This is a genomic window from Lachnoclostridium sp. Marseille-P6806, from assembly GCF_900625025.1.
Lineage (GTDB): Bacteria > Bacillota > Clostridia > Lachnospirales > Lachnospiraceae > CAG-791.
Genome location: NZ_LR130577.1, coordinates 274598 through 297900, shown reverse-complemented (window position 1 = coordinate 297900; position 23303 = coordinate 274598). Strand labels below are relative to the sequence as shown.

Here is a 23303-nt window from a genome sequence, read left to right as displayed (position 1 = left end):
AAGGTATAGTATTTCAGATATAATCATTATACTATATAGTACCATAGTACGCAATGTAAGAAAATAAATTTGACACAAAAAATAAAGTCCTGCAAGGCTTTGCGGACTTTGGGGTGTTAAAAACCCGTGAAAGAAGTGTGGCCGCCGATTCTTGAGCATGCCAAAGAAAAGGGCGTCAGAATCGCGATTGAGAACTGTCCGATGTGGTTTACCGAGGACGAATGGCCGGGCGGGCAGAACCTGATGACCTCTTCGGCCAACTGGCGCAGAGTCTTTGAACTTCTGCCCTATGATAACCTCGGCATCAACTATGATCCGTCGCATTTTATCTGGCAGCAGATTGATTACATCAGGCCGATCTATGAATTCAGGGACAAGATATTTCACGTCCATTTCAAGGACATTAAGCTGTTCAGGGATAAACTGGCCGATGTCGGCGTGATGGCTTGTCCGCTGGAATACATGAGCCCGAAGATCCCGGAGCTCGGCGATATCGACTGGGGAAAGTTCGTTTCGGCGCTTACGGATATCGGCTACAACGGGTACAGCGTTATCGAGGTCGAGGATAAGGAGTTTGAGGGCAGCCCGGAGGATTCCGCCAGGGCCGTGAAGCAGTCGGCGAAATATCTTCGCAACTTTGTGGGCTGAATCAAGACTCCCGCAGGCCCCCTGCATGTCGACGCAGGGAGGCCTGCGGCTGCGGCAAAAGGGCCATCTGGAGCAGTATGCCTCGGCGACCGGAATTAGGCGCCTTGCGCACAAGTATCTGTCGGAGCATCCGGATGTCCGGACGCGGCTCCGTACGATTCCGGAACCTACGGCCAAGGACATTTTTGATGCGGTGAAAGCGGGGGACGAAGCGTCCCTTGAACTGGTCGAGATTCTTGGAAACATGCTGGGACGGGCTTTTGCCATGATTTCCTGTGTGATTGATCCGGAGGTTTATGTTATCGGCGTCGGTGTCTCGAAAGCCGGCAGCATCCTGACCGATACGACCAGAAAGCATTATATCCGCTATGCGTTCCATGCCTCGGAACGAACGGAGATCCGTCTGGCCGAGCTGGGAAATGACGCCGGCATAATCGGTGCGGTGAGACACGTTCTGTAAAAAATCGTATCAGAGCTTTCCGCTTATAGGGTAAAAAAGCAGCCGGAAGAGATTCTCTCCGGAGCTTGAGAAGAAAAGCTGGCAGGGACGACGAGGAGTTCGTCTCTGCCGGTCTTTTTCTGTGTGCGCCCAGCGGCGCACGTTTCTAACCGGTGCAAGTCCGGAGTCCGCCCGGTAGTGGGAAGGACATAGCCGAAAGCAAGGGTGTCCATCGTGAGGTGGCATCTGTGGGTAAGACTGCACAACAAGCCGAAGCCCATAACTACACGGAAACAGATGCAATAAATGAGGCAGGTAGATGGAGGGAAAGAAACGTGTGGTACCCGGGGAGATCTGCATGGTATGCGCCGAAAGGCGTAACCACCGTCGAAAGCGGTGCTGAACATGCAGAAGTCAGCAGAGGCCATAGTAGCGGGCGACTGTGAAGGGCTGAATCAACAGGAGTTCCAAGTACAACCCGGAAAGGGGGGAAGAGCACATGGATACAGAAAACGCTGGAAACGGCGGCTGCTCACAAAAGGATCGTGCGGAACACAAAAGATATGTGAGAGCGCACCGCTCTTTCAACCGGATATGGAAAGAAAGGGACAGTGCAGAACCCGACATTCTCGGAAAGATACTGGCAAAGGCTAACCTTAACCGGGCCTATAAGAGAGTGAAGGCAAACAAGGGAGCACCGGGCGTCGATGGGATGACCATCGAAGAGGCGCTTCCGTGGCTGGAGGAACACGGCAACGAACGGATAGACAGAATAAGGAGCGGACATTACACTCCTCAGCCGGTCAGACGAGTGGAAATCCCGAAGCCGGACGGCGGAATACGGAAGCTTGGTATTCCGACGGTTATTGACCGCATCATCCAGCAGGCAATCGCCCAGCAGCTGATGCCGATCTATGAGCCTTTGTTTTCGGATGGAAGCTATGGCTACCGTCTGGGAAGAAGTGCAAAAGATGCGATTCTGAAGATCAAGGGGTATGCGGAAGCAGGATACACAAAGGCGGTTGTCCTTGACCTGTCCAAGTACTTCGACACGATCAATCATGTGAAACTGCGGAATCTTTTACGGCAGAACGTAAAGGATGAGCGGGTCATACAGATGATCAAACGGTATCTGAAGAGTGGTGTTATGGAGAACGGTGTTGTCTCTCCGACAGAAGAAGGCTCGCCGCAGGGAGGAAATCTTTCCCCATTGCTGGCGAATGTCTATCTGAACGAGTTTGACCAGGAGTTCGAGAGACGAGGAGTCCCATGTATCCGGTATGCAGATGAAATTACTCTGCTGGCAAAGAGTGAACGGGCTTCTCAGCGTCTGCTGGATTCCAGCGTGAAATATCTTGAGGAAACCCTGAAATTAAAGGTGAACCGGGAGAAGAGCAGAACGGTCAGCGTGTTTGCTATCCGAAATTTTAAATTCCTTGGCTTCTGTTTCGGGAAAGGACGTAATGGTGTATGTATCAGAATGCATCAGAAATCCTGGAGGAAGTTCAAGGATAAGCTGAAGGCACTTACATCCCGAAGCAGGTGCGGAAGCATAGTGAACGCCATGAAACGGATTACAGTCGTGGCCCGTGGATGGCTGAACTCCTACGGAATAGCGGATATGAAGAGCAACATTGAGGCACGAAATGGCTGGCTGTACAGGCGGATTCGGATGTGCATCTGGAAGCAGTGGAAACTGCCAAGGACGCGGAAAAGAAAGCTTGCTGGGCTCGGCGTGGCGGAGCACTATGCGGCGACAATAGCCTATGATCGCAAGGGTTACTGGTTTAACACTGGTAATAAGGCGGTCAATTGGGCACTAAACAAAGAAAGACGGATACACTGGGGCTTTTATGATCTCGCCTCGGCATATCAGTCTGTGCACGTCAACTGTTGAAACCGCCGTGTACCGAACGGTACCCACGGTGGTGTGAGAAAACGGCGGCTAATCACCGCCTCCTACTCGATCCTTCCCGGAGGGACGGACCCGGGGAGGATGGGAACCGTTGTGTTGATGGGATATAGTTGACGGAATGTATCTGATATGACGAAAGGATGATGGAATTTTGTAAAAAAATGAGAAAATCGACGAATTTTGGTTGAAATAATCGGTGCATAATACTAATATTATTATAAAATGATAACGTTAACATAAATGCATTGAGGATGACATGACGACGATAAAAGATGTTGCAAAAGCCGCTGGCGTTTCAGCAATTACCGTATCCAGAGTGATCAACAAGCCGGACAGCGTCAAGGAAAGCACGCGGATACGCGTTCAGGAAGTAATGAAAGATTTGAAGTATGTGACGAATGCGGCAGCAAGAAGTCTGGTATCTAATAGAACGGGCATTATCGATGTTTTTGTTCCGGAGAGTATTGATATCTCCAATCCCTTTGTTATGCATTTTATCGCCGGCATCAGCAGTGTGTTGAGCCGTAAGATGTATTCCTTTCTGATTCTGCGCAATCGGGAACAGGAGCATCTCTGCGACGGGTATATTGTTACCGGCCTGCTTCGCAATGAGGTGCAGGATTTTGAGAAATATGCCGGGGAGCGTCACAGGCCTCTGCTCTTATTCGGGCATGAAAAATCTGATTATACTGACTGCATAGATGTGAATAATGTGGCGGGAAGTCAGATGGGAGTGGAGTATCTTTTAAGCCTCGGACATAAAAGAATTGCCATGATCAATGTCGCGGAGGACAAGGATTATACCGATGACCGTCTGGAGGGATACCGCAAAGCGCTGGAAAATGCAGGACTCACTTTTGACAGGAATGATGTGCTTTACACAGTTAATAGTCCCGAGGGCGGGGCGCAGGCAGTGCAAAGACTCTTGGCGCATGCGGATTACAGCGCTGTCTTCTGCGCTACGGATACGATTGGCATTGGTGTCACAACGGAACTGATCAAATATGGGTACCGGGTGCCTGAAGATATTTCCATATTGGGGTTTGACGGGCTGGGACATAATCTTCTGGTGACGCCGGCACTGACCAGTATTCAGCAGCCTGTCTATGAAATAGGAGAAATGCTGGCGAGGGCTCTTTTGGATAAGCTGGACGGCAAGGAAATTCAGCACAGTGTACTGGTAATGCCGAAACTTCTTATGGGAGGGTCTGTTTCGGAATCACGGGGAACGCCTGTCAGAAGAGGTGGAGGAGTGTAAATACAATTTTAAGGGAATCATGGAGGTGTACTATGAAAAAGAGAATTGCTGCGCTTTCAATACTTATGCCTGTTGCTGTTTCACTGGCAGCCTGCGGAGGGGGAGGCAGTGTCAGCTCGGCGGGCAGTACGACGGAGGCAGAGGATTCTGCCGCGGTAGAAACCGCGGAAGAGGCTGATGCTTCCGCAGAAGAACCGGAGACGGAGAATGCTTCTTTATCCGGGACGCTTGAGGTCTGGTCTTCCGGAGAAGAGCTGGGGCGTTTTGTGGAGGGCTTTCAGAAAGAGTATCCTGACGTAACGGTTAATATTACGGTAGTTCCGAATGCCGATTTTATTGCCAAGCTGACTCCCACGCTTGCGGGAGGTCAGGGCGCGCCGGATATTTTTACCGGGGAGTCCGATTATGTGAAATATCTTGTCGAGTCCGGTTTTTGGGATGATCTGCAGTCTGCGGATTATGGTGCGGATGTTTCGGATGTCTGGGAATATATCGTCAGTGTCGGCACGGATTCAAACGGTGTCCTCCGTGCACTGAGCTGGCAGGCAAGTCCCGGCTCCGTAATGTATCGTCGGGACATGGCCCGCGAAGTCCTCGGAACCGACGATCCGGCTGAGGTTGCCGAAATGCTGAGCAGCAATGCTGCGATGCTGGATGTCGCAGCCCGGCTGAAAGAGCAGGGAATAAAAATGTTCGCCAGCTGGCAGGATATTATGAATATGCAGTTCTCCAACCGAAAGGAACCGTGGGTAACAGACGGAAAGCTGGTTGTTGATGATTCTCTGCTCGAGTTCATGGATATGGCAAAAACCATTACGGAAAATGGCTACGATCTTGGCGTCGATCCGTGGGCTCCGGAATGGAGCGCTGCCGTTGAAAGCGACGATACGTTCTGCTATGTACTGCCCTCCTGGGGATATCAGTTTGTTGTGAAGCCGGCAGCGGATACGACTAAGGGACAATGGGCTCTGTGTCAGGGCTCCGTACCCTATGTTAAGGGCGGAACGTGGCTTGGAATTTATAAAGACAGTCCCAATAAGGAGCTGGCATGGGCTTTTCTGAAGTATTGCTGTCTTAACAGCGAGGCACAGCAGGCCTATGCATCGGAATACGGAGAATATGTTTCGCTGAAATCTGCTGATGAGGCGCTTGCCTCCGGCGAGGGAGAGGAAGTTCTTGGGGGACAGAATCCGTTTGCGTTTTACAACGAACAGATGTCTAAAATTCCGGCGGATCTGATGACGGCATATGACGGGACGATCAACAATGCGTTCCTGTCTGCAACAAAAGATTATGCGACAGGCATTAAGAGCAAAGAGGAGGCGCTCAGCTCCTTTAAGGCGGATGTCCAGAACGCCTACCCTGAAATTGCGGTTGATTGAAATCTTTTGATGATTGCCGACAGGTGTGGGAAATTTCCCTGCCTGCCGGCAATTCTATAAAAGGATGGTTTTCATGAGAGACGGTAAAAAAAGAAGCACACTCAACAAAAGCCGTTATGGATACCTTTTTATTGCACCCTTTTTTGCCGTGTTTGCTGTTTTTGGATTATACCCGGTTCTGTATACGGCTTTTCTCAGCTTTAAGAGCTGGGACGGACTGGCGGTAGTAAAGAGTGCCGGAGGCAAAAACTATGCCCGTCTGTTGACAGATGTGGTTTTCTATCAGAGCCTTTGGAATACATTCCGTATCTGGATTGTTAATTTTATCCCGCAGCTTTTGTCGGCGCTGGTTCTTTCTGCTGTCTTTACCTTTCATAAAATCCGGGGGAAAAATTTTTTCCGCGCGTCTTTTTATCTGCCGAATCTGATCACTGCAGCTTCGGTCGGACTGCTGTTTAATTTGCTTTTCAATGGAGACAAATCTGCAGTTAATCATCTGCTGGTGTCGCTGGGAGTTCAGAAAGCGCCGTTTGATTTCTTTAACAGCACAGTGTTTACTTCCGGGCTTGTTTCTTATATTCAGTGGTGGATGTGGTTTGGCTATACCACAGTGATTGTAATGGCCGGAATTACTACCGTTGATCCGGGAATTTATGATGCGGCCATGGTGGATGGCGCAACAAAAGGGCAAACGTATAGGAAGATCACGCTGCCTCTTATCCGTCCCACATTGATTTATCTCACCATCACATCGATCATAGGCGGCATGCAGCTTTTTGATGTGCCGGCCACGCTGACCAATGGTCTGGGAGATCCCCGGAAATCTATTTTGACGACATCCATGTATTTATATAATCAGGGATTTAAGAATCATAATTACGGTTATGCCTCGGCGGTATCGGCAGGCCTGTTTCTGATTATTATGATTTTAAGCGCGTTCAGCATGAAAGCAATGCAGAGAAAAGAGGAGGAGTCGTGATGACAAGGATAAAATCAATTTTGTCGAAAATCATCATATACGGGCTCCTCATCTCTCTGCTGTTTCTTACCATAGTCCCGTTTTATATGGTGATGGTCAATGCGACGCATACCAGCTTTAATATTGTGACCCGGCTGAATCTGCTTCCCGGAGGAGCGCTGCTGGATAATTATGAAACCATGCAGACGCATGTCAATATTTGGCGCGGATTTGCAAACAGCCTGCTGATTTCTCTTCCGTATACGGTGCTGACGGGATATTTTGGCGCATTGGTGGGGTTTGGGTTTGCGAAATACAGCTTTAAGGGGAAAAGGATTCTATACAGTATTGTTCTGGCCTCGATGATGATTCCCTCACAGGTCAGCATTATCGGTTTTTATCAGTTGAATTTGAGACTGCATTTGCTGAACACTTATTATCCGTTTATTCTTCCCGGGATTGCCAATGCCTCGGCGGTCTTCTTCCTGCGGGGGATTATTGCGCAGAGTATTCCGGATTCCATGATTGAAGCGGCGCGTATCGACGGATGTTCGGAATTCATGATTTTTAACCGCGTGGTATTTCCATGTGTAATTCCCGGGGTGGTGGCGATATGTATCTTTAACTTTGTTTCGAGCTGGAACAACTATATCGGACCGCTGATTGTTATGAGTGACAGCGATATGTATACCATGCCGGTCATGATTTCAATGATCAAGGGACTGTATCTTACGAATTATGGAGCAATGTATTTGGCAATTACCATATCGGTCGTTCCGACGATCATCGTTTTTTGTCTCCTGTCCAAATATATCGTAAACGGCCTGACGGCAGGCGCAAATAAATAAACAGGGAGAACATTTATGAAACAGGTGATATGGCGCTGGTCGAATGAAACAGCGCAGTGGCAGACAAAGGAAGTACAAAACAGGGCGGCTGCACAGGCAACTCTTCGTCTGGACGGGCGGGAATATCAGACAATGCACGGCTTTGGAGGCTGCTTTAATGAGCTGGGCTGGAGCTCTCTGCAAAAATTATCCTCCGGGGAACGGGAGGCGGTCATGCAGGAGCTGTTTCTTCCGGGGGAGGAGCGGGCGAATCTGAATTTTTGCCGGCTTCCGATCGGCGGGAATGATTATTCCTTTGATTGGTACAGTCTGGATGAGACGGCCGGGGACTATGAACTGAAAGATTTTTCTCTGGAGAGGGACAGAAAAGCTCTGATCCCTTATATCAAAGCGGCTAAGAAATATGCGCCGGATCTGAGACTGTTCGCTTCTCCATGGAGTCCTCCGACATGGATGAAAGAGCCCCCGGTGTACAACTGGGGGAAAATCATCAGGACTCCGGAGATCTGGCGGGCCTATGCAGATTATTTTGTCAGATTTATTACCTCTTATAAACAAGAGGGGATCGAAATAGAGCAGATTCATGTGCAGAATGAACCGGTCGCCAATCAGAAATTTCCCTCCTGCATGTGGACGGGGGAAGAGCTGCGCGACTTCATCCGGGACTATCTTGGCCCGGCATTGCGGCGGAGTGGGGTGGATACGGAATTGTGGCTGGGAACGATCAATGCGCCCGGCTGTGATTACAACAGGCTAATTTTTGATAAATGGGCGACAGAAGATTACGACTATTTTGCCAACACCGTTTTGCTGGATCCGGATGCTTTGCAGTATATTTCCGGGGTCAGTTATCAGTGGGGAGGGAAAATTGCGATTCAACGCACTTATGAGAGCTGGGCGCCGCGCATTCGGCTGATGCAGTCAGAGAATGAATGCGGGTTCGGCGACAATACATGGGAATATGCCAGATATGTGTGGACAATGCTGAAGCACTATATAGGTAACGGCGCGGAAAGCTACCTGTACTGGAATCTGGTTCTGGAGCCGATGGGAAGAAGCACATGGGGGGATCCGCAGAATGCAATGATCACGGCAGACCCGCAAAGCGGTGAGGCTATTTATAATCCTGATTTTTATGTCATGAAGCATTTTTCGTCCGTTATTCAGCGGGGAGCGGTGCGGCTGGGAGCAGCGGGAACCTTTGCGGCAGACAGTCTGGTATTTCGCAATCCGGACGGGGCTGTTGTACTGGAGCTGCATAACCCTCTTCGTGAGGTTCTTACCGTCGCCTATGAATACGGTGGAGAAACTTGGTATTTTCCTCTGGAGCCGCAGTCTGTGAACAGTGTTGTTTTGAGTTGAAAAACAGAGTGCGAAAATGTATCGGATGCATATTTATCTTAAGAAAGGGGTGAAAGCATGAGAACGAAAAAGTTATTTGCCGGAGTAATAGCGATGGTAGTAGGTGTTTCCGTAATTCCCCCGATTCCCATATCAGCGGCAGGAAATACAGTTGATGTATGGGTGTCACAGGTGAATGCGGAAAATACCGGCATGGCAAAAGGACTCGAGCAACAGGAGTCTCTTACATTTGAAAATGATTCCGGCACCCGGATTTCTAATCTGATCATTGTAGATGAAAGCAAAAGCTATCAGCAAATGGACGGCTTTGGTGCGTCGATCACAGAAGCATCGGCGCATCTGTATCAAAGTGTTTTGGATAATCAGAAAAAATCAGAGGTAATGAACGCTCTGTTTGATAAGGAAACAGGAATTGGGATCAGTATGCTTCGGCAGACGATTGGAGCGAGTGATCACTGCGTCGGACCGTATAATTTTGCGCAGGAAGCGCAGGGCGACAGTTTGCCGGGATTTGATTTTTCGCATGAACTTGAGGAAATTTTCCCGACGGTTCAGACCGCTATGGGCATTGAGCCTGGACGAATTAAGGTGATGGCTTCTTCATGGAGTGCTCCGGGGTGGATGAAGAACAACGGATCCGAGCTTGGTATGTATAATAATGTTCGAGGGACATTGCGCACGGATAAGTATCAGGCGTATGCAAATTACCTGCTCAAATTCATACAGAATTATGAAAATCGGGGAATACATATTTATGCCATTACTCCGACTAATGAGCCGGACCATGCAAGCTATGACTGGCCGGCCATGCCGATGAGTCATGGCGAAGCACAGCGTCTTGTTGCAGACTATATTTATCCGACGCTTCGTAATGCTGGGCTTGATACAAAAATTATGTGCTGGGATCATAGCTATACAACGACAAACTATCGTGACGGTTCGTATCCATTTGTCTATTATGTGGATGCAAATGCGTTTGCAGCTACGGACGGCTCAGCCTGGCACTGGTATGAGGGTGATGAGGAGGTTATGTCTGTCGTTCATAAAGAGTATCCGACGAAAGACATTTGGTTTACAGAGGGGTCCGGAGGTGAATGGGGATTTCCAAAATGGAAAACGGCCTTTTTGAATCAGAGCTCTTGTATCATTAATATTGCCCGTAATTGGAGCAAATCAGTCATTTTATGGAATCTCGCCTTAGATGAAAATGGAGGCCCAGATTATTATTATGATGTAAATCAACATCAAGATTCTACCAATCGAGGGCTTATTACTATCCAGTCCTCTGGAGATTGGTTCTGTAACGTAGATTATTATACTCTGGGGCATATCAGTAAATTTGTTGAACCGAATGCGGTTCGAATTGATTCGACGAGCTTAGATGACAACATTGAAACTGTTGCTTTCAGAAATCCGGATGGCTCTAAGGTTCTGGTTATGACGAACCTCATGGATGTGGATCAATTGATGAAGATCCGTTGGGGGGATCAAAGCTTGAATTATACGATTCCGTCTGAATCCATGGTTACGATGAAGTGGAATGGATCGCAGAGCGGGTCAGCAATGCAGCCAATCTGGTTCAACAATCTTGAACATAATAATAAATATAGTGTCGGGACGAATGCGAGTGCATCGGAGACAGATAGTACGGCGAATCTTGGCGGAAGCAAGGGCATTAAGCTGACAACATCAGAAAATGGAGATCCTGGTAACGGCAGTCAGTGTGCTGTTATTGAGCCTCAGAATGGAAATTCCATTGATGCATCAGGATATCAGTATTTAACATTTTCGGTAAAAGATATGGTAAACCCCGACAATTGTACCGTAAAAGTGACATTTGTTGATCAAGATGGAACAACGGTATCAAAATGGAGTCACGAGAGCACTGTTTATGGGAATTGGGCTCGTATTCAAGTGCCAATCGCCGGGGGATATGGATTTGATCGTCAGCACATTGCTCAGATCAAACTTGGCTTCTATTGGCGTGGCGATTATTATATTGACGATCTCTTTTTGTCGAACGCATGCGCTGATGGGACCCCGATGTTTGGAGAGGTCAATTACGTAGTAAACGGCAGTTTTGAGGATGATGGAAGTGTGATTGTAAACCCGGCAGGATGGCATTTTGAGGGAGGGAATCCGGAATCGACATATTTAGAGAAGAACAGCAACGCGGCATCCGGGAGGTTTCATTTGGTGCATTATTCTGCACAGTCTCATGATGCCTACACATGGCAGGTGATTTATAATCTTGAAAATGGCACTTATACGCTGCGTGCTATGGTACAGTCTGGCGGTGGTCAGATACAGAATAAAATTCTTGCAACTGACTTTGGCGGAAGTGAGATGAGTGCAGCGATTCCTGTTAATTCGCACTGGACTCAAGTTGAGATTTCCAATGTTCAAGTAACAAATGGGCAGTGTACCGTTGCGTTCTATACAAAAGGCAATCCCGGAGATTGGAGCTGTGCAGATAATATCGAGCTGATTAAAAATTGATTTTTCAAGTGAATAGATTAAGCTTTCGTTGTAAGGGACTTTCGGCACAGTGACATTCATCGCTGATCCGGAAGTCTCTTTCTGCGCCTTTCTCTTCCCCTTCCCGGCAGCATGGCGCGCCGGCATGGCATGTGATACAATAAAAACACTTATGGACATCCGGAGCCCTGTCCGCTGTCCGATCAATATGGAGGAACCGCATGAAAACCTATCTTGTAACCGGAGGCTGCGGCTTTATCGGCTCGAACTTCATCCACTACATGTTCCGGACCTACGGAGAAACGATCCGTATCGTCAACGTGGATGCGCTGACCTATGCCGGCAATCCGGAAAACCTGAAAGATGTCGAGAACAGCCCGAACTACCGTTTTGTCAGGGCGGATATCTGTGACAAGGAGGCGATCCGCAGGGTTTTTGCGGAGGAGGATGTGGATGTCGTGGTTCACTTTGCCGCGGAGTCCCATGTCGACCGCTCCATTGTTCAGCCGGAGCTCTTTGTGCAGACCAATGTCCTCGGCACGGCGAACATGCTGAACTGCGCGCGGGAGCAGTGGAATGACGGCGACGGGACGTTCCGGGAGGGGAGACGCTTTGTGCATGTCTCCACCGATGAGGTCTACGGTTCTCTTCCGGAGGATCCGGACGCATACTTTTATGAGACGACGCCCTATGCGCCGCACAGTCCGTACAGCGCCTCCAAGGCCGGCTCCGACATGCTGGTCCGCTCCTACATGGACACCTACCGCTTCCCGGCGAATATCACGAACTGCTCCAACAACTACGGCCCTTATCAGTTCCCGGAGAAGCTCATTCCACTCATGATCAATAACGCGCTGAACGGGCGGAGTCTTCCGGTTTACGGCGACGGGAGGAACGTCCGTGACTGGCTCTATGTGGAGGATCACTGCCGGGCGATCGATCTGGTCATTCATAAGGCGGAGCTTTTTGAAACCTATAATGTGGGCGGACATAATGAGAAGCAGAACATCGAGATCGTAAAGACCATCATCGAGGTTCTGCGTGAGGAGCTTCCGGAGACAGATCCCCGCAGGGAGAAGATCGGCGAGGATCTGATCACCTACGTTGAGGACCGCAAGGGCCACGACCGCCGCTACGCGATCGCGCCGGACAAGATTCACCGCGATCTCGGCTGGGAGCCGAAGACCATGTTCCGGGAGGGAATCCGCAAGACCATACGCTGGTACTTTGAGAACATGGACTGGATGGAGCGCGTCACCTCGGGGGATTACATGAAGTATTATGACGCGATGTACGGCGGAAGAAAAGAGATCTGACGCGGCCGCAGGCACAGGCTTCGGCATGGAGGATCCGCGTGAAAAATCACGCGGATGCGCAGATTTTGCGGCGCGTGCCTCGCATAAAACGCTTCGGTATGGGGGCTATCATGAAAGGGATTATTCTTGCCGGCGGGGCCGGCACCAGACTGTATCCGCTCACCAAGGCGGTTTCCAAGCAGATCATGCCGGTATACGACAAGCCGATGATCTATTATCCGCTGTCCACGCTGATGCTCGCTGGGATCCGGGAGGTTCTGATCATCTCGACGCCCCGCGATCTGCCGGTTTTTGAGCAGCTCCTCGGCGACGGCAGCCAGCTCGGCATGCGTTTCGTCTATCGCATTCAGGAGGAGCCGCGGGGACTGGCCGACGCGTTCATCATCGGCGCGGATTTCATCGGGAGCGATTCGTGCGCGCTGGTGCTGGGGGATAATATTTTCTACGGGCAGAGCTTCACGAAAGTCCTCACCCGCGCGGCAAAGCGGCAGACGGGCGCGACGATTTTCGGTTATTACGTAAAGGATCCCAGAGCGTACGGCGTCGTCGAGTTCGACGCGGACGGCTTTGCGGTTTCCATCGAGGAAAAACCGGAATGTCCGAAGAGCAATTACGCGGTTCCGGGGCTCTATTTCTACGACAATGACGTGGTGGAGATCGCGGCGAACGTGAAGCCGTCCGCCCGCGGAGAGATCGAGATCACAAGCATCAATAACGAGTACCTGCGCCGCGGGACGCTGCATGTGGAGACGCTCGGGCGCGGCTTCGCATGGCTGGATACGGGCAACCCGGATGCGCTTCTTGACGCGGCGGATTTTGTCGCGGCGTTCCAGAAGAGGCAGGGGCTTTATATTTCCTGCATTGAAGAGATTGCCTATAAAAAGGGATTTATCGACCGGGAGGCTCTGCTGAGGCTCTCGGAGCCTCTTGCCAGGACGGAATACGGGCAGTATCTTGTTGCGGTGGCGAGCGGGCTTTGACTTTTGAACAGACGGATACGGAGAACAGATACGAAAATGGGGAAAATCACAGTAGAAACCTGCGGGATCGAGGGGCTTAAGGTCATCACCCCCCGGGTGTTTCCGGATGAGCGCGGGTATTTCATGGAGACCTATAATTATCAGGATTTCTGCGAGGCGGGGATTGATCAGCACTTCGTGCAGGATAACCAGTCGGCGAGCCGCAGGGGCGTTCTCCGGGGACTTCACTTTCAGAAAAATTTCCCGCAGGACAAGCTGGTTCGCGTTGTCCGCGGCGAAGTCTTTGATGCGGCGGTCGATCTGAGAGAGGGGAGCCGCACGTTCGGCCGGTGGTTCGGCGTCGTCCTCTCGGCGGAGAATAAGAAGCAGTTCTTTATTCCGAAGAATTTCGCGCACGGCTTTCTTGTCCTCTCGGAGGAGGCCGAGTTCTGCTATAAGGTCACGGATTTTTATCATCCGAACGATGAGGGCGGGCTGATGTGGAATGATCCGGAGATCGGCGTGGAGTGGCCGCTGGGCGATATCGCGGAGCCGGTTCTCTCCGAAAAGGACCGGGTGCATCCGGGTCTTGCGGAATATTGCCGGGAGCGCGGAATTGTCCCGGCGTCACGGAGTGAAAATCAGTGAACGGTCAGAGCGGAGTCGTCCGGGGACGGACGAAATACGGAAAACCGATCATGATATTTGCGTGGATCGCCGCGGCTGCTCTGGCTGCGGTGATTCTTCTGCACAACAATCCTCTGGACGATCCGGATACGCAGCGTCTCAAGAAGATCTGCGGCTGCGTGCTTCTCGGGACAGGGATCCTGTCGTTTACGGTGTTTTATCATAAGCTGACGGTGCTGCCGAAAGAGCTCTGGAACAATCGGAGGCTGATCTGGCGTCTGGCAAAGAACGATTTCAAAAAGCGCTACGCCGGTTCGATCTTCGGCGCAGTCTGGGCTCTGGTTCCTCCGGTCACAACGGTGCTCATGTACTGGATCGTGTTCGATAAGGTCTTTCACCAGACGCAGAGCTCCGCGGCGACCGGCGAGCCGATCCCGTATGTGGTTTTTCTCATGGCGGGCATGGTGCCGTGGTTTTTCTTTCAGGATGCGCTTTCGTCCGGGACGGCGTCGCTTCTGGAATACAATTATCTTGTCAAAAAGGTTGTGTTCAAGATCAGCGTGCTGCCGATCATCAAGATCATTGCGGCGCTGTTCACCCATATTTTTTTCACCGCCTTTCTCCTTGTCGTCGCCGTGCTGTACGGCTGCCGGCCGAGCCTCTACTGGCTGCAGCTTCCTTATTATTCGGCGGCCTGCTTCATCATGGTGCTCGGAATGTGCTATGCGACCTGCGCCGTCACGGTGTACTTCCGCGACCTGCAGCAGATCATCGGAATCGGGATGCAGATCGGGACGTGGGCCACGCCGATTCTCTGGAATATATCGCTGCTCCAGCACAGCGATATGATCATTCTCATCAAGCTGAATCCGATGACCTACATCGTGAACGGCTTCCGCGGGGCGATCTACGAGCAGCAGTGGTTTTTTACGCATTTTTACAGCACGACCTATTTCTGGATTCTGACGGCGCTGCTGTTCGGCCTTGGCTCGCTGATCTTCAAAAAGCTGAAAACCGGTTTTGCGGATATACTCTGACGGACGGAACGGGACGGAGCGCCTGCGCTGAGAAAAATGCGGCAGGCGGACAGGTGAATATGGATATGCAGAACAGAGAGGTTGCCATCCGGGTGACCGGACTCAATAAGATGTACAAACTCTACCCCCACAACCGCGACCGCGTGGCGGATGCGCTGGGGTTTAAGGGGGCGCATTATACCGAGCATATGGCGCTTGAAAATGTGGATCTCACCGTGTACCGCGGCGAGACGGTCGGAATCATCGGCACCAACGGCTCCGGCAAGTCCACGATCTTAAAGATCATCACCGGCGTGCTCAATCCGACCTCCGGCGATGTGGCGGTGGCGGGGCGGATATCGGCGCTTCTCGAGTTGGGGGCCGGCTTCAATCTGGAATACAACGGCATTGAGAACATCTATCTGAACGGCACGATGATCGGCTTTTCCGAGCAGGAGATCGCGGATAAGATCGATGCCATTCTCGACTTTGCCGACATCGGAGAATACGTTTATCAGCCGGTCAAGACCTACTCCTCGGGCATGTTCATGCGTCTCGCCTTTGCGGTGGCGATCAACATCGAGCCCGAGATCCTCATTGTGGACGAGGCTCTCTCGGTTGGAGACGTGTTTTTTCAGGCAAAATGCTATCATAAGTTCGAGGAGTTCAAGAAGCAGGGGAAGACCGTTCTTTTCGTCAGCCACGACCTCAGCAACATCAGCAAATACTGCGACCGCGTGGTGCTGCTGAACCGCGGGCACAAGCTCGGCGAGGGCAGTCCCAAGGAGATGATCGACATCTACAAGCAGGTGCTCGTCGGCCAGTACGATCCGAACGGGGGGCGCACGCACGGAAATGCGCTGCCGAACGGAATGACGGCGGATGAGGCGATCTTTGCCGCGGCGGCGAAAAAGGCCGATGAGGCGGACGCCAAGGTAAAGGGAGATTCTGCCGAGCGCGCGAGGGCCGCGGCGGAGCGGATGCAGGTCAGCGCCGAGGGCGCGGAGACGCAGGGAACCAGCGAGAACCGCCCGCATCCGAAAGCGGAAGCCAGAGCGGAGGGAGAGGAGGCGCCGGTCTATACGGCCGACGAGCTGCGCCGGGCGGAGAAATCCGCAGGGGAGGACATGCCGGAGGCCGGAACGCTGGAATACGGCTCCGGCAGGGTGAAGATCACGGAGTACTGGGTCACGGACGACGGCGGAAAGCGCTCGACGACCATCCTCAAGGGAACCCTCTGCACGGTGCACATGCGGGTGAAAATTCTGGAGGACATCGCGGCGCCGATTTTTGCCTTTACGATACGGAACGTGTACGGCGTCGAGCTGTGCGGGACCAACACCATGTTTGAAAAGGCCTTTCTTGAGCCGGTCCGCGCAGGGGAGGAGAAGACGATCACCTTTTCGCAGAGAATGGATCTGCAGGGAGGGGAATATCTTCTGAGCTTTGGCTGCACCGGCTTCGAGAAAGAGAGCTTCACCGTGTATCACCGTCTGTATGATGCAATGAATCTCACGGTGGTCTCCGACAAGAATACGGTCGGCTACTATGATATGAATTCCGTGGTGACGGTGAGCTGACACCGGCTGTTTGTGCCGAAGCCCGGGCGGTGGGAAGCGGGACGGCGCGGCCCGGCATACTGCGCGCTGGCACAGAGAGAGGCTATGGCGCGTACCTCGCCGGGGAACGCTTCGGCATGGGGATTTTTATGGAAGATAAAGTCAAAATCGGCGGCGTTACACTGGACTATGCTCATTATCCAGGGGAGGATTATTACTGCGACGGAGCGGTGGAGGATGAGCTTCTTGCGCTCGTGAAAGCAGTCTCTCCCGGGAAATTCCCCGCGCTGATCCGGGAGCGCTGCGACTGGCCGACGCTGTACCATCTCTCCCCGGTCCGCGCGAACATCGTGGAATGGATCCCGATGAACGGCACGGAAAAGGTGCTCGAGATCGGCGCGGGACCCGGCGCGGTCACCGGAATGCTGGCGGCCAAGGCCGGCGCGGTCGAATGCATCGATCTTTCATTCAAGCGGGCGCAGATCAATGCGTACCGGAACCGCGACAGAAGCAACATCACGATTCACGTCGGCAATTTTGAGGACATTGAGCCCTCGCTGCCGGCGGATTACGACTATATTTTCCTGATCGGCGTCTTTGAATATGCGGGCAGCTATATCCGTGCGGAGCGGCCCTTTCACGAGGAGCTTCGCCGCATTCTCCCGCATCTGAAAGAGGGAGGACGCCTCGTCATGGCGATTGAAAACCGGCTGGGGCTCAAGTATTTCGCCGGCGCGCGAGAGGATCATACCGGCCGGTATTTTGACGGCATCGAGAATTATGAAAACAGCGCCTCCGGTGTCCGTACCTTTTCCAGAGAGCGTCTGGAACGGATATTCCGGGAGTGCGGGGTGCGGGAATTTTCCTTTTATTATCCCTATCCGGATTACAAGTTTCCGTCCGCGGTGTATTCCGACCGGCGTCTCCCGCTGGGGAGCGAGCTCACGGAGAACATCCGCAATTTCGACCGGGACCGGCTGCTTCTTTTTGACGAGAAAGACGCCTACGGAGGCATTGCGGAGGACGGTCTGTACCCGGTCTTTTCCAATTCCTATGAGGTCGTGATCGGTCCGGCGCTTCCGGTGGTCTACGCGAAGTATTCCGGCGAGCGGGCCCCCGAGTATCAGATCGTCACCTCGTTCCGGGAGCAGACGGAAGCGACGGAGGGGCCGGAGGCGGTCCGGCGCGTGGTGATCAAGTCGCCGCTCACTCCTGCGGCCGCTGCGCATGTGGCGGAAATGGCGCGAATGGGAAAGAAGCTGGCGGCCCGCTATGCGGACCCGGATGGGCTCCATGTCGTGCCCTGCGCGCTGCGCGCGGACGGAGCGGCGGAATTTCCCTATGTTCCAGGGCGGACGCTCCGGTCGCTCCTCGATGAAGCATATGAGGCCGGGGATACGGCCGCGTTCTGGGCTCTCCTCGATGAATTTCTCGAAAAGGCGGGGGCGCATGACGAGATGGAGATCGCGGATCCCGACATGACATTTGCCAACATTCTTGTGGACGGCGGCCGGTGGACGGCGATTGACTATGAGTGGGCAGAGGAACGCGCCGTTCCGGCAAGAGAGCTGTTCCTGCGTGCGCTTACGGTGTATCTCGCGGAGGATGAGAGGCGCCGGGAGAGACTCATGGAGGGGCTCCTTGACCGATACGGCATCACGGGAGAGGAGCTCGGGCGTCACAGGAAGCTGGAGGATGCGTTTCAGCGGCGAGTAACCGGCGGAACGGCTCCCCTTGCGGCTTTCCGTGCGGAGCTCGGCACAAAGGTGATCGTGCCCTCTGAGCTGATTCTTGAGGATCCGAAGCTCCGCGCCGAGGCCGAGGAGAGGGAACGGGCGGCGCGGGAGGCCGCGGCGGCGGAGGCGCTTTCGCTTACAAGCGTGCAGATTTATTACGATACGGGCAGCGGCTTTCGCGAGGAGGAACAGTTTTTCCTGCCGGAGCGCTACGGGGACGAGGGCTGCATCCGGTTTTCGCTTGATATTTCCGAAAATGTGCGGGCGCTCCGCATCGATCCGGCGCTCTGCCCGTGCTTTGTGCTGCTGGTGTCGGCGAGCGTGAACGGGCAGGAGACGAGAGCCTTTCATAAGCTCATGAAAAGCAACGGCAGGAAAGACCCGGACGGCGCGGTCGTATTCGCGACAGATGATCCGAATCTGTACTGGGATCTGCGCCGGGTGCGCCGGGCGGCCGGGGTGAGGAGCGGCGCGTTGCAGCTCTCCATGACACTGCAGATGTGCGGGATGCCCTCGACAATGGCAAAGAGGCTGCGCGGAGAAGAATGATCCGGAAGTGAACCGGGCACGGAGGCGGTATAAATTGGTGAAATGGAAAGCGACAATCCGGCAGGCGCTGATCCGCCGGGAGCAGGCCGCCTATGAGGCGGAGCGAAGAGGGCTGACTCCCTCCTATAACGCATGGTATCGCGCGCATGAGGAGCTTCTTCTCTCTCAGCTTGCGGAGGAGGATCACAGCGCGGGGGAGCGCCTTTCGATTAAAACGGTGCGCTACTCACATCTGCGGAACTATCTTCTGTCCGGCGAAGCGCTGCCGGATCTTGTTGTCGCCTGCGACGACGAGGGACAGCTTACGCCCTGCGCGCTGACGCTGATCCGGGATTTCTTTGCGGAAAATCCGGCGATCGGTCTGGTATACGGCGATGAAGACCGTGTGGATGCGGACGGGCTGTTCCGCGATCCGTGGATGAAATCCGACTGGGCGCCGGACACGTTTCTCTCTACGTTTTATTTCGGCAGCATCTTTGCGTTCCGCTCATCGGAGCTGGGGCTCATCAATCCGGCGTCCCGCAAGGCGTCGGACTACGAGGCGCGCTCGGTTCTCGAGGAGGACAGCAGGGAAGAGCTGGATGCAAGGCGCAGTGATCTGGACGACGGCATGTCTTCTTGGATCTACGGGAAGCTCTGCATGAAGCTTGCACAGGCGGCGGGCGGGTTTTCCCGGCGGACGGTGACGGAGACCGCCGCGGAGGGGGAGGACGCACCGCTCCTTACCGGCGGGAGCTTCCCGATCGGGCATATTCCGGAGATTCTGTTTCACCGGGACGAACGGCCGGTGCTCTGGAACAGTCCGCTGATCCGCGATTCGCTGACCGGCCGTTACAGCAGCGAGTCTGCGGCGACGCGTCTCATCAGCATCATCATTCCCAGCCGGGACAATCCGGAAGTGCTGGGACGCTGCATCGAAACGATCGGGCAGTATACGCAGGCGTCGCCCTATGAACTGATCATCGTGGACAACGGCAGCACGGACGAGAACCGCCGCCTTGTCGAGGAGCTGCTTGCGCGCCACAACGAGGCCGGCGCCTCACTCTATCTCTATGAGAAAGCGGAATTCAATTTTTCCCGTATGTGCAACCTCGGCGCTTCCCGGGCCAACGGAGAGCTCCTGCTGTTTCTGAACGACGACATCGAGATCCGCAAGCCGGGCTGGCTGTCTTATCTCTCGGAAAAGGCAAAGCTCCCCTACGTCGGCGCGGTCGGAATGAAGCTGCTGTACCCGAACTCGGATATTATCCAGCATGCCGGTGTCGTGAATCTCCGGGTGGGACCGGTTCATAAGCTCCAGTATGAGAACAACGCGGAGGAAATCTATTTCGGCTTCAACAAGGGCGTCCGCAATGTGATGGCGGTCACGGGGGCCTGCCTCATGGTGCGCGCGGAACTGTTCCACGAGGTCGGCGGCTTTGATGAGGACCGCTTCGCGGTCGCATTCAATGATATCGACCTGTGCTACCGGATCTATGAAAAGGGATATTACAATGTTGTCCGCAACAACATGTATCTCTACCATCACGAATCGCTGAGCCGGGGAGACGACCGGAAAGACCGCGTCAAGTCGCTGCGCCTGTCAAAGGAGCTCGAGACGCTTCTCCGGGCGCATCCGGGTCTTTACGGCGTCGATCCTTTCTATGCGAAATATATGACGCAGAATCCGGTGGTCACAAAGTTCCGGATCGACTACGACGAGGAGCTGCTGCGCAGCCTTTCCCATCAGACCATGGTTCCCTCGCGGCGGAGAAAGAAGCTGCCGGAGAAGTGGACGAACCCGGTGCTGCGCCTCGGCGTGGAGTATGCGAACAGTCTGGATGAGTGGTATCTCGGGCCGTTTGCCACCGGTACGAAGAAAGGCTATTATGTAAAGGGATATTCGTTCGTCATCGGCGCGGACAATGCCCTCTATGAGCGGACGATCCTGCTTCGCCAAAGCAGTGCGGAGAATGAGCTCTGGGAGCTCCCGGTCAGGGCGATGTATCGCGAGGACATCCGGGATCAGCTAAAGGATCAGATCCATGTCGATCTGACCGGATTTATCGCGTGCTTTGAGGCGGGGATTCTGCCGGAGGGCGATTATACGGTTGGCATGCTGGCAAAGGACCGCAGCTCCCGGCAGCGCATTGTAAACTGGAGCGACGTGATCCTGAAAGTCAGAGGGTGACGCATGCAGAATACGGAAGAGATATTGCAGAATACAGGGCAGGCGGGAGAAGAAGAGCTCTCTCGGGACTACCGGGCGGAATACGAAAGAGAACGCGTGAAGAGCGCCTATCTCGCGGACCGGGTCGCGCAGCTTGAGGATCAGGTGGACGACCTCTCCTTTAAGCTGAACCGCATCAAAACAAATCCCGTCTGGAGGGCGAGCAGACCGGCAAGGGAATGCTATCACTGGGTCCGGCGTCAGTCGGACCGGCTGAAAAATCAGGGGTCTCTCCGCGGCGTCGCGGAAAAGATCCGCTATAAGAGACGGGAGAAGCAGGCGCAGAAGAGCTACGGTACGGCCAGCTTTCCGGACGAGGCGGAGCGGGCGAGACAGGCCGCGGAGGCGGCGGCGCTTCCGCGGCAGATATGCTTCAGCATTCTGGTGCCCCTTTACAATACACCGGAGAAGCTCCTGCGGGATATGATCGATTCGGTGGAAAACCAGACCTACGGGAACTGGGAGCTCTGCCTCGCGGACGGCTCCGATGCGGAGCATGCGTATGTCGGAACCATTGTGAAGGAGTACCGGCAGAAAGACGCGCGGCGCATCAAATACACGCGCCTTGAAAAAAACGGCGGGATATCGGCCAATACAAACGCCTGCCTCGTGCTGGCGACCGGCGATTTTTACGCGCCGTTTGACCATGATGACTACCTGCATCCGTCGGTGCTCTACTGGTATGTGAAGACGATCAATGAGCAGGACGCGGACTATCTGTACTGCGATGAGGCGACGTTTAAGGAAAACGACCTTGATCACTTCGTGACGATGCACTTCAAGCCGGACTATGCCATCGATACGCTCCGGGCGAACAATTACATCTGCCATCTCTCGGCTTTTGACCGGCGTCTTCTCGAGGGGGAGGAGCTCTACCGGCCGCAGTATGACGGCAGTCAGGATCACGATATGATCCTGCGGCTGACGGACAAGGCGCGCCATATCGTCCATGTGCCGAAGCTCCTGTATTACTGGCGGCAGCATGCGGGTTCCACGGCGGGCAACATCCGCGCGAAATCCTATGCCATCGACGCGGCGCGCGGGGCCGTGGCAGACCATCTGCGGCGTCACGGCTATCGGAATTTCCGAATTACCAGCACGCGCGCCTTTGAGACGATCTTCAAGATCACCTACGAGATCGAGGGCAATCCGATGGTTTCGATTGTCATTGCGAACCGGGATCACGAGGCCGATCTGCGCCGCTGCCTCACGTCGATTTTTGACAAATCGACCTATGAGAACTTTGAGATCGTCATTGTCGAGAACGGCAGTACGCAGGAGGCGGTCCGGAGCTATTACCGCGAGCTTGCGGGCGGCCCGTACAGCGACCGCATCCATATTGTCGATGCGGGGGAGCAGGAGAGCTTTAATTACGCGAGCCTCAACAATATGGGCGTCGCCGCCTCGCACGGGGAGTATGTCCTGCTTCTCAACAACGATACGCAGGTGATTTCCGTGAACTGGATCGAGGAGCTGCTGATGTACGCCCAGCGCCGCGACGTGGCCTGCGTGGGCGGCAAGCTGTATTATCCGGACAAGACGATCCAGCACGCCGGAATCATTCTGGGGCTTGGGGCGCACCGCACCGCGGGGCATCCCTTTTACGGGCAGCGCCGGGAGAACCTCGGCTACATGGGACGGCTCTGCTACGCGCAGGACCTCTCGGCGGTGACCGGGGCCTGCCTTATGGTCCGGCGGGCTCTCTGGGATCAGGTTTCCGGTCTTTCCGAGGAATTTGCGATCTCGCTCAACGATGTGGATCTGTGTCTGAAAATGCGGCAGGCGGGGTATCTCAATGTGTTTACGCCGTTCTGCGAGCTCTATCATTACGAGTCGGCTTCGAGGGGCTCGGACGTGGACGGAAAGGACGCGCAGAAAGCCGCGCGCTACGAGGCGGAGGCGGCGCGCTTCCGGGGAAAATGGCGGGCCGTGCTGGAGCAGGGGGATCCCTACTACAATCCGAACTTCACGCTGGACCGGTCCGATCTGTCGCTGCGGGTTCAGACGTAAGAACAAAAGACAGAAATAAAAAGGAAGAACAGAA

16 protein-coding genes and 1 pseudogene are annotated in these 23303 nt (G+C 53.7%); all 17 read left to right on the top strand.

The features are described from left to right. Positions 1-126: 126 nt before the first annotated feature. Positions 127-648: pseudogene (locus E0E20_RS06890) on the top strand (sugar phosphate isomerase/epimerase family protein); the annotation flags it as partial. Positions 649-673: 25 nt separating this feature from the next. Then, positions 674-1108 carry an ROK family protein gene (locus E0E20_RS06885; protein WP_207302837.1) on the top strand — a complete coding sequence of 145 codons (435 nt, stop codon included), beginning with the start codon at positions 674-676 and terminating at the stop codon, positions 1106-1108. 478 nt (positions 1109-1586) lie between these two features. Continuing rightward, positions 1587-2984, top strand: coding sequence for a group II intron reverse transcriptase/maturase (gene ltrA / locus E0E20_RS06875; protein WP_130837456.1), 1398 nt, complete (start codon positions 1587-1589; stop codon positions 2982-2984). A 274-nt stretch (positions 2985-3258) separates the two neighbouring features. Then, positions 3259-4260, top strand: coding sequence for a LacI family DNA-binding transcriptional regulator (locus tag E0E20_RS06870; protein WP_130837455.1), 1002 nt, complete (start codon positions 3259-3261; stop codon positions 4258-4260). Between the two features lie 32 nt (positions 4261-4292). Continuing rightward, positions 4293-5642: an ABC transporter substrate-binding protein gene (locus E0E20_RS06865; protein WP_130837454.1), complete on the top strand. Its 1350-nt coding sequence runs from the start codon at positions 4293-4295 to the stop codon at positions 5640-5642. Between the two features lie 73 nt (positions 5643-5715). Next, complete coding sequence (locus E0E20_RS06860) at positions 5716-6621, top strand: carbohydrate ABC transporter permease (protein WP_130837453.1); 906 nt, start codon at positions 5716-5718, stop codon at positions 6619-6621. Next, entirely contained in the window at positions 6621-7448 is an 828-nt protein-coding gene (locus E0E20_RS06855) for a carbohydrate ABC transporter permease (protein ID WP_130837452.1), read from the top strand. The genes E0E20_RS06860 and E0E20_RS06855 overlap by 1 nt, the downstream gene beginning before the upstream one ends. 15 nt (positions 7449-7463) lie before the next feature. Beyond that, on the top strand, positions 7464-8810 hold the full coding sequence (locus tag E0E20_RS06850) for a glycoside hydrolase family 30 protein (protein ID WP_130837451.1): 1347 nt from the start codon (positions 7464-7466) through the stop codon (positions 8808-8810). Between the two features lie 57 nt (positions 8811-8867). Beyond that, entirely contained in the window at positions 8868-11309 is a 2442-nt protein-coding gene (locus tag E0E20_RS06845; protein ID WP_130837450.1) for a glycoside hydrolase family 30 beta sandwich domain-containing protein, read from the top strand. A 200-nt stretch (positions 11310-11509) separates the two neighbouring features. Next, positions 11510-12604, top strand: a complete 1095-nt coding sequence (gene rfbB / locus E0E20_RS06840; RefSeq protein ID WP_130837449.1) for a dTDP-glucose 4,6-dehydratase — start codon at positions 11510-11512, stop codon at positions 12602-12604. Between the two features lie 110 nt (positions 12605-12714). Continuing rightward, entirely contained in the window at positions 12715-13584 is an 870-nt protein-coding gene (gene rfbA / locus E0E20_RS06835) for a glucose-1-phosphate thymidylyltransferase RfbA (RefSeq protein ID WP_130837448.1), read from the top strand. A 36-nt stretch (positions 13585-13620) separates the two neighbouring features. Further along, positions 13621-14211 (top strand): dTDP-4-dehydrorhamnose 3,5-epimerase, encoded by a 591-nt coding sequence (gene rfbC / locus E0E20_RS06830; protein ID WP_130837447.1) that lies wholly within the window; start codon positions 13621-13623, stop codon positions 14209-14211. Further along, a complete protein-coding gene (locus E0E20_RS06825) occupies positions 14208-15227 on the top strand; it encodes an ABC transporter permease (RefSeq protein ID WP_242622694.1) in 1020 nt (339 codons plus the stop codon). The genes rfbC and E0E20_RS06825 overlap by 4 nt, the downstream gene beginning before the upstream one ends. 59 nt (positions 15228-15286) lie before the next feature. Beyond that, on the top strand, positions 15287-16786 hold the full coding sequence (locus E0E20_RS06820) for an ABC transporter ATP-binding protein (protein ID WP_330508856.1): 1500 nt from the start codon (positions 15287-15289) through the stop codon (positions 16784-16786). A gap of 128 nt (positions 16787-16914) precedes the next feature. After that, on the top strand, positions 16915-19050 hold the full coding sequence (locus tag E0E20_RS06815) for a class I SAM-dependent methyltransferase (protein WP_130837445.1): 2136 nt from the start codon (positions 16915-16917) through the stop codon (positions 19048-19050). A 37-nt stretch (positions 19051-19087) separates the two neighbouring features. Continuing rightward, entirely contained in the window at positions 19088-21220 is a 2133-nt protein-coding gene (locus E0E20_RS06810) for a glycosyltransferase family 2 protein (protein WP_242622698.1), read from the top strand. 3 nt (positions 21221-21223) lie between these two features. Further along, entirely contained in the window at positions 21224-23269 is a 2046-nt protein-coding gene (locus tag E0E20_RS06805; RefSeq protein WP_130837443.1) for a glycosyltransferase family 2 protein, read from the top strand. Positions 23270-23303: the final 34 nt, after the last annotated feature.

Excerpts from the sequence above, each read along its gene's own strand:
- E0E20_RS06885 (WP_207302837.1), top strand. The coding sequence starts at position 674 with ATGTCGACGCAGGGAGGCCTGCGGCTGCGGCAAAAGGGCCATCTGGAG.
- ltrA (WP_130837456.1), top strand. The coding sequence starts at position 1,587 with ATGGATACAGAAAACGCTGGAAACGGCGGCTGCTCACAAAAGGATCGT.
- E0E20_RS06870 (WP_130837455.1), top strand. The coding sequence starts at position 3,259 with ATGACGACGATAAAAGATGTTGCAAAAGCCGCTGGCGTTTCAGCAATT.
- E0E20_RS06865 (WP_130837454.1), top strand. The coding sequence starts at position 4,293 with ATGAAAAAGAGAATTGCTGCGCTTTCAATACTTATGCCTGTTGCTGTT.
- E0E20_RS06860 (WP_130837453.1), top strand. The coding sequence starts at position 5,716 with ATGAGAGACGGTAAAAAAAGAAGCACACTCAACAAAAGCCGTTATGGA.
- E0E20_RS06855 (WP_130837452.1), top strand. The coding sequence starts at position 6,621 with ATGACAAGGATAAAATCAATTTTGTCGAAAATCATCATATACGGGCTC.
- E0E20_RS06850 (WP_130837451.1), top strand. The coding sequence starts at position 7,464 with ATGAAACAGGTGATATGGCGCTGGTCGAATGAAACAGCGCAGTGGCAG.
- E0E20_RS06845 (WP_130837450.1), top strand. The coding sequence starts at position 8,868 with ATGAGAACGAAAAAGTTATTTGCCGGAGTAATAGCGATGGTAGTAGGT.
- rfbB (WP_130837449.1), top strand. The coding sequence starts at position 11,510 with ATGAAAACCTATCTTGTAACCGGAGGCTGCGGCTTTATCGGCTCGAAC.
- rfbA (WP_130837448.1), top strand. The coding sequence starts at position 12,715 with ATGAAAGGGATTATTCTTGCCGGCGGGGCCGGCACCAGACTGTATCCG.
- rfbC (WP_130837447.1), top strand. The coding sequence starts at position 13,621 with ATGGGGAAAATCACAGTAGAAACCTGCGGGATCGAGGGGCTTAAGGTC.
- E0E20_RS06820 (WP_330508856.1), top strand. The coding sequence starts at position 15,287 with ATGGATATGCAGAACAGAGAGGTTGCCATCCGGGTGACCGGACTCAAT.
- E0E20_RS06815 (WP_130837445.1), top strand. The coding sequence starts at position 16,915 with ATGGAAGATAAAGTCAAAATCGGCGGCGTTACACTGGACTATGCTCAT.
- E0E20_RS06805 (WP_130837443.1), top strand. The coding sequence starts at position 21,224 with ATGCAGAATACGGAAGAGATATTGCAGAATACAGGGCAGGCGGGAGAA.